Origin of the sequence: Achromobacter sp., from assembly GCF_036567245.1 — a bacterium.
In the GTDB taxonomy this organism is placed as follows: Bacteria; Pseudomonadota; Gammaproteobacteria; order Burkholderiales; family Burkholderiaceae_B; genus Achromobacter.
Genome location: NZ_DATCUY010000336.1, coordinates 1 through 5770 on the forward strand (window position 1 = coordinate 1; position 5770 = coordinate 5770).

Here is a 5770-nt window from a genome sequence, read left to right on the forward strand (position 1 = left end):
CGCAAGCACTATCAGAAGCGTCAGGGCCACCGTCAGAACTACACCGAAATCCGCATCGAAGCCATCACGGCTTAAGAAGCGACTCGGTACCACTTAGCAGGAGCTAAACATGGCACAGAAAAAGGGCGGCGGCTCTACGCGGAACGGACGCGACTCAGAATCGAAGCGTCTGGGCGTCAAGGCATTCGGCGGCGAATTGATTCCCGCTGGTTCGATCATCGTGCGTCAGCGCGGCACGCGCTTCCACGCTGGCGTGAACGTCGGCATGGGCAAGGATCACACCCTGTTCGCGCTGATCGACGGCAAGGTTCAATTCGGCTTCAAGGGCGCGTTGAACAAGCAGACCGTTTCGATCGTCGCTGCCGAGTAATCGGACCAGCACGGTCAGCAACGCGGTTCGCCGCGTTTCAGAACGGCAAAAGCCCTGTCGCATGCGGCAGGGCTTTTTTGTTTTAAGCTTTTTTGATTTCAGGCAGGAGCCGGAAGGTTCCGGCTCCTGCCTCCCGGCGGCGCCCGATGACGGGCCTGCGCCTCACTACTCACTACACGCGCGGACATCATGAAATTCGTAGACGAAGCCACCATCGAAGTCGTCGCCGGCAAAGGCGGCAATGGCGTGGCGAGCTTTCGCCGCGAAAAATTCATTCCCCGTGGCGGCCCGGACGGCGGCGACGGCGGACGCGGCGGCACCATCTTCGCGGTGGCCGACCGCAACATCAACACGCTGATCGACTACCGCTACGCGCGCCTGCACCGCGCCAGGAACGGTGAAAACGGCCGCGGCTCGGACCAGTACGGCGCGGCCGCTCCCGACATCACGCTGCGCGTGCCGGTGGGCACCATCATCCATGACGCCGAAACCGGCGAAATCCTGTTCGACCTGAACCAGCACGAGCAAAAAGTCGTGCTGGCCGCCGGCGGCCAGGGCGGCATGGGCAACATCCATTTCAAGTCCAGCGTGAACCGCGCGCCGCGCCAGTGGACGCCGGGCAAGGAAGGCGAGCACCGCTACCTGCGCATGGAACTGAAAGTGCTGGCGGACGTGGGCCTGCTCGGCCTGCCCAACGCCGGCAAGTCCACGCTGATCACCCGCATTTCCAATGCGAAGCCGAAGATCGCGGACTATCCCTTCACCACGCTGCACCCCAACCTGGGGGTGGTGCGCACCTCGCCGTCGCGCAGCTTCGTCGTGGCCGACATTCCCGGCCTGATCGAAGGCGCTTCCGAAGGCGCCGGCCTGGGCCACCTGTTCCTGCGCCACCTGGCGCGGACCCGCGTGCTGCTGCATCTGGTGGATGTATCCACGCCGGATCCCGATGCGGATCCGGTAGAACAGGCCGTGGTGGACGCGCGCGCCATCGTCGAGGAACTGCGCCGCTACGATCCGGAACTGGCCGCCAAGCCGCGCTGGCTGGTGCTGAACAAGCTGGACATGGTGCCCGACCCCGAGGATACCAAGCGCCGCTTCCTCGAACTCTACGACTGGAAGGGGCCGGTGTTCGGCATTTCCGGTCTGTCGGGCGAAGGCACGCAAGACCTGATCTACGCGCTGCAGGACTACCTGGACGCGGAGCGCGAAAAGGAATACCTGTCGCAAGACCAGGCCGAAGCCGACTATGTCGCGCCGGACCCGCGCTTCGACGACAAGCGCTCGACCGCCGACCAGCGTCCCGCGCCGCGCGGCGACGACGAATAAGCCATAATCGCAGTCCTTACGATTACGTCTTTTTTCTCGCCGCAGCCGGCCGCCATCATGTCTGCTGAAACACCCGCCGTTTCCGTCGTCACCAACGCCCAACGCCTCGTCGCCAAAGTCGGCTCGTCGCTGGTCACCAACGAAGGCCGCGGCCTGGACCGCGCCGCCGTGGCGCACTGGGCCGCGCAAATCGCCGCCCTGCACAAGCAGGGCAAGCAGATCGTGCTGGTCTCCAGCGGCGCCATCGCCGAAGGCATGGCGCGCCTGGGCTGGCGCAAGCGCCCCTCCGTCATGCACGAGCTTCAGGCCGCCGCGGCCGTGGGCCAGATGGGTCTGTGCCAGGCCTATGAGGCGGCTTTCGCCGAGTACGGCTTGCGCACCGCCCAGATCCTGCTGACCCACGAAGACCTGGCCGACCGCCACCGCTACCTGAACGCGCGCAGCACGCTGTTCGCGCTGCTGCGCCTGGGCGTGGTGCCGATCGTGAACGAAAACGACACGGTGGTCACCGACGAAATCCGGCTGGGCGACAACGACACCCTGGGCGCGCTGGTCACCAACCTGATCGAAGCCGACACGCTGATCATCCTGACGGACCAGCGCGGCCTGTACGACTCCGACCCGCGCAAGAATCCCGAGGCCAAATTCATGTCGCACGCCCAGGCCGGCGACCCGGCGCTGGAAGCCATGGCTGGCGGAGCCGGCAGCGGCATCGGCACCGGCGGCATGCTGACCAAGGTGCTGGCGGCCAAGCGCGCGGCGCATAGCGGCGCGCATACCGTGATCGCGTCGGGCCACGAGCGCAACGTGCTCACGCGCCTGGCCCAGGGCGAATGCATAGGCAGCGAATTGCGCGCCGTGCTGCCCGTGTGGTCCGCGCGCAAGCAATGGCTGGCCGACCACCTGCGGCTGCGCGGACGCGTGCTGCTGGACGACGGCGCCGTGCAGGCGCTGCTGCGCGAAGGCAAGAGCCTGCTGCCCATCGGCGTGACCGAGGTGGAAGGCGAATTCGGCCGCGGCGACGTGGTCGCCTGCGTCGATGGCCAGGGCCGCGAATGCGCCCGAGGCCTGATCAATTACTCATCGGCCGATACCCGCCGCATCCTGCGCCAACCTTCGTCGCAGATCGCGCACATCCTGGGCAGCATGACCGAACCCGAGCTCATGCATCGGGATAACCTGGTAGTGCTCTGAAGCCCTGCCCTCTCGCGGCGCCCTCGGGCAGCAGGATGTAGCCCCATCCCCGCACCGCGAGCACGGGCAGGTCTATATTCAGACGGCGCGCCTTGCTGCGCAGCCGCGACAACAGCACATCCACCCGCCGCGCCCCATCCAGGGAGTTACGCGTATCGGCCGGGAAGAAGCATTCCCGGCGCAGGCAATGGCCTGGGGCGCTCAACAAGCGGACAAAAAAAGCGCGCTCCGTTACCGTCAACGGCAGGAACTCCCCAGCCGGCCCGGCCAGCGCGCCGGCGTGCGGATCGAGCCGCCAAGGCAAAGGGACGGCCGGCGCCCGCCGGCACAGATTGCGCAGCAAGGCATCCCATTCCAGCGTTTCCATGCCTGCGGGGGTACAGACGTCCGCACCCGCATCCAGCGCGGCGATGCGATCGGACGCGCTGGCGGCCACGGCCTGCCACAGCACCGCTGCGGCAGGCGCCGCTCGACGCAGCATGGCGATAAGGCCGGGCACGCCCTGCATACCTCCCAAAAGTACCAGGGCATCGGCGGCCTGGGCCTGCAAGTGTTCCAATAGCCCGGCGGACGAATCGAACACGCTGGCCTGCCAACGCAACAGACGCAAGGCCTCGGCGAAATCCTCGCCCGCCGTTTCGTCGAGCCGTACGACGAAGACGCTGCCTCGTTGCTCCATGCGCTCACCTTTGATAAATATCACTTAAGTAATATTTATAACCACCAAAGCGCGCGACCAGCAAGCTTCAATCGCCGGTGTGAAAACATTCTCAGACCGACTGAAGCATGCGCGCCTGCTGCGTGGCCACACGCAGAAAGACCTCGCGCGTCTGGCCCGCATTTCGCAAAGCGCCATCGGCAGCTACGAAAGCGGCCTGCGGCACTCAAGCCGCTCGGCCCGCAAGCTGGCGCAGGTCCTGAAGGTCGAAGCCGAATGGCTGGAAACCGGCAAAGGCCCCATGGAACTCCCCGTGGAAGGCTACGACCTCAGCAACACCCTGCCCGCGCCTGGCGTGGCGGAACCGCCGCCGCGCCCTGGCGCCCGGCAGCGTCCCTTGGCGCCCTGGCCCTTCCCGAATATTTCGCCTTCGCAGTTCGAATCGCTGACGGCTGACGACCGCCTGATCCTCGAATCGATCACGCAGGCCTATATCGAAAAGACCATCCTGGTCCGCCGCGGCGCGAAGACGCGCGGTCGCAAGCTGGGCTGATCGCGGGCCGTCTTTCTTGCAGACGTTAAAAAAGCCCGGCTATGCCGGGCTTTTTTTGTCGCTAGCTTCGCTCAGGGCTTGGCAGCGGGCGCCGGAGCGGCACCGCCAGCCGGCGGCGGAGTGCCAGCGTCGCCACGGATCTTGGCGGCGATTTCCGAGGCGGCCTGGGCCGAGGCCACGCCGAAGGCGAGGACGCCGCGGTTCAGCGGTTCGCCGATGAGCGGGGCGGCGACCAGTTCCTGGTCGATCACGAGCGCCAGCATGTTGCCGACGTTCTTGGTGCTGACGTCATTGAGCTTGCGGGCGCCGGCTTCCGAGAAGCGCAGGCCGACGAAGTTCTGACCTTGGCGGTCGACCAGCGCAGCGGCGTCGGTGAGGTCGGCGCGCGTCAGGACGGGCACGGACTGCATGTAGAGCTTGCCGTCGGGCAGCGCGATTTCGCGCAGGCCAGTACCGGGCTGCTTCTGCGCCAGATAGAAGTCCACGGATGCCGCGGCGGCGGGCTTGGAGGCCTCCTGGCCAGCTTGCGGCGTGGCGGTGTCGCCGGACGTCTTAGTCGGGGCGGTCTTGCAACCCGCTAGCGCCAACGTCACGACTACCAAGGCGGGCGCCAATTTGCGTAGGGTCAGTTGCATGCTCGATTCCTTCTTAAGTGGACTAAGACCCGGCCACTTCTCCATGGCCGGTAATAGGAAAAGTGTACCGAACCTGAATGACAGTGTCGCCCCAGTCTGAATCCAAATGTAAAGCGGTAATACCAGCTGCCGCCTGCACCGGCCATCGCAGCACAGCAGCCGCGCGATTCGTCGGAACGCGCGCCAGCCTCTATACTTCGCTTTCGCGCAGGGGTACTCGTCCCGCCTTCATGGCAGGACGTGTTGAGAGAGTCCCTTCGTACCAGTACGGATAATGCCGATGCTGGGAGCCGTATTCCCGCCATGCGTCTTTGCGCGCGCGGCGGGAATTCCTTCCCGATCGGCTCCAACCACTCGCTTGGAGCTTTCCATGAACGCCAATCCCAAATTCCTGGCCGCTACCGCCGAAGTCGACGCGGCGGCCGTCGCACCGCTGCCCAAATCCCGCCGCGTGTATGAAGTGGGCTCGCGCCCCGACATCCGCGTGCCGTTCCGCGAAATCGAGCAGGACGACACGCCGACGATGTTCGGCGGCGAGAAGAACCCACCCCTGACCGTCTATGACTGCAGCGGCCCCTACACCGACCCGGAAGCCAAGATCGACATCCGCCGCGGCCTGCCCGAACTGCGCCGCGGCTGGATCGAAGAGCGCGGCGACACGGAAGTGCTGTCCGGCCCGACCAGCGACTACGGCAAGGAACGCCTGACCGATCCCAAGCTGACGGCCATGCGCTTCGACCTGCAACGTCCGCCGCGCCGCGCCAAGTCCGGCGCCAACGTATCCCAGATGCATTACGCGCGCCGCGGCATCATCACGCCGGAAATGGAATACGTGGCGATCCGCGAAAGCCTGCGCCGCGAGCACTATCTGCAGACGCTGCGCGACAGCGGCCCCGACGGCGAGAAGATGGTCAAGCGCCTGTTGCGCCAGCACCCCGGCCAATCGTTCGGCGCGGCCATCCCGGCCGCCATCACGCCGGAATTCGTGCGTGACGAGATCGCGCGCGGCCGCGCCATTATCCCCGCCAACATCA

8 protein-coding genes are annotated in these 5770 nt (G+C 65.8%); 6 read left to right on the top strand and 2 right to left on the bottom strand.

Annotated elements, in window-relative coordinates:
* The 4 genes from VIR09_RS14560 to proB all read left to right on the top strand — a co-directional run.
* A partial coding sequence (locus tag VIR09_RS14560) for a bL21 family ribosomal protein (protein WP_332013513.1) occupies positions 1 to 75 on the top strand: 75 nt, incomplete at its 5' end.
* A 34-nt stretch (positions 76 to 109) separates the two neighbouring features.
* The gene (rpmA, locus tag VIR09_RS14565; protein WP_006216229.1) at positions 110 to 370 is read left to right on the top strand and encodes a 50S ribosomal protein L27; all 261 of its coding nucleotides are present in this window, start codon (positions 110 to 112) and stop codon (positions 368 to 370) included.
* A gap of 189 nt (positions 371 to 559) precedes the next feature.
* On the top strand, positions 560 to 1696 hold the full coding sequence (gene obgE, locus VIR09_RS14570; protein ID WP_332013507.1) for a GTPase ObgE: 1137 nt from the start codon (positions 560 to 562) through the stop codon (positions 1694 to 1696).
* A gap of 57 nt (positions 1697 to 1753) precedes the next feature.
* Positions 1754 to 2890: a glutamate 5-kinase gene (proB, locus tag VIR09_RS14575; protein WP_332013508.1), complete on the top strand. Its 1137-nt coding sequence runs from the start codon at positions 1754 to 1756 to the stop codon at positions 2888 to 2890.
* Here the strand turns inward: proB and VIR09_RS14580 are convergent.
* Entirely contained in the window at positions 2859 to 3569 is a 711-nt protein-coding gene (locus tag VIR09_RS14580; protein ID WP_332013509.1) for a transcriptional regulator, read from the bottom strand. The genes proB and VIR09_RS14580 overlap by 32 nt on opposite strands.
* Before the next feature lie 79 nt (positions 3570 to 3648).
* Here VIR09_RS14580 and VIR09_RS14585 point away from each other — a divergent pair, with 79 nt between their 5' ends.
* Positions 3649 to 4101 (top strand): helix-turn-helix domain-containing protein, encoded by a 453-nt coding sequence (locus tag VIR09_RS14585; protein ID WP_332013510.1) that lies wholly within the window; start codon positions 3649 to 3651, stop codon positions 4099 to 4101.
* A gap of 71 nt (positions 4102 to 4172) precedes the next feature.
* Here the strand turns inward: VIR09_RS14585 and VIR09_RS14590 are convergent, their stop codons facing one another.
* Entirely contained in the window at positions 4173 to 4736 is a 564-nt protein-coding gene (locus VIR09_RS14590; protein ID WP_332013511.1) for a SecDF P1 head subdomain-containing protein, read from the bottom strand.
* A 370-nt stretch (positions 4737 to 5106) separates the two neighbouring features.
* On the opposite strand from VIR09_RS14590, the gene VIR09_RS14595 reads away from it, so the two are divergent.
* The coding region (locus tag VIR09_RS14595) for a phosphomethylpyrimidine synthase ThiC (RefSeq protein ID WP_332013512.1) at positions 5107 to 5770 on the top strand (664 nt) is incomplete at its 3' end.

Excerpts from the sequence above, each read along its gene's own strand:
- VIR09_RS14590 (WP_332013511.1), bottom strand. The coding sequence starts at position 4,736 with ATGCAACTGACCCTACGCAAATTGGCGCCCGCCTTGGTAGTCGTGACG.
- obgE (WP_332013507.1), top strand. The coding sequence starts at position 560 with ATGAAATTCGTAGACGAAGCCACCATCGAAGTCGTCGCCGGCAAAGGC.
- rpmA (WP_006216229.1), top strand. The coding sequence starts at position 110 with ATGGCACAGAAAAAGGGCGGCGGCTCTACGCGGAACGGACGCGACTCA.
- proB (WP_332013508.1), top strand. The coding sequence starts at position 1,754 with ATGTCTGCTGAAACACCCGCCGTTTCCGTCGTCACCAACGCCCAACGC.
- VIR09_RS14580 (WP_332013509.1), bottom strand. The coding sequence starts at position 3,569 with ATGGAGCAACGAGGCAGCGTCTTCGTCGTACGGCTCGACGAAACGGCG.